At 47.6% G+C, this 254-nt stretch carries 1 protein-coding gene; it reads right to left on the bottom strand.

What is annotated here, in order from left to right:
- The coding region (locus E8Q33_RS15235; RefSeq protein ID WP_211116200.1) for a 4Fe-4S dicluster domain-containing protein at positions 1-254 on the bottom strand (254 nt) is incomplete at both ends.

Here is a 254-nt window from a genome sequence, read left to right on the forward strand (position 1 = left end):
ACAATACCTGCCAGAGAGGCCAACAGGATCAGCGTGTAGATAATCACTCGAGGACGTTTATACAGCGCTTGCGGTTTGCTATGACCTTGCAACTCAGCGTATGAAGCGTAACGAATCAAGCCGCGCGGCTCATTGATTTTATCCATTACCGAATCACAGGCATCAATGCACAAACCACAAGTGATACAACCTTCCTGTTGGCCTTTACGGATATCAATACCGGTCGGGCAGACATTGACGCAAAGTTTGCAATC

The organism is Methylophaga sp. SB9B (genome assembly GCF_004832235.1).
In the GTDB taxonomy this organism is placed as follows: Bacteria; Pseudomonadota; Gammaproteobacteria; order Nitrosococcales; family Methylophagaceae; genus Methylophaga; species Methylophaga muralis.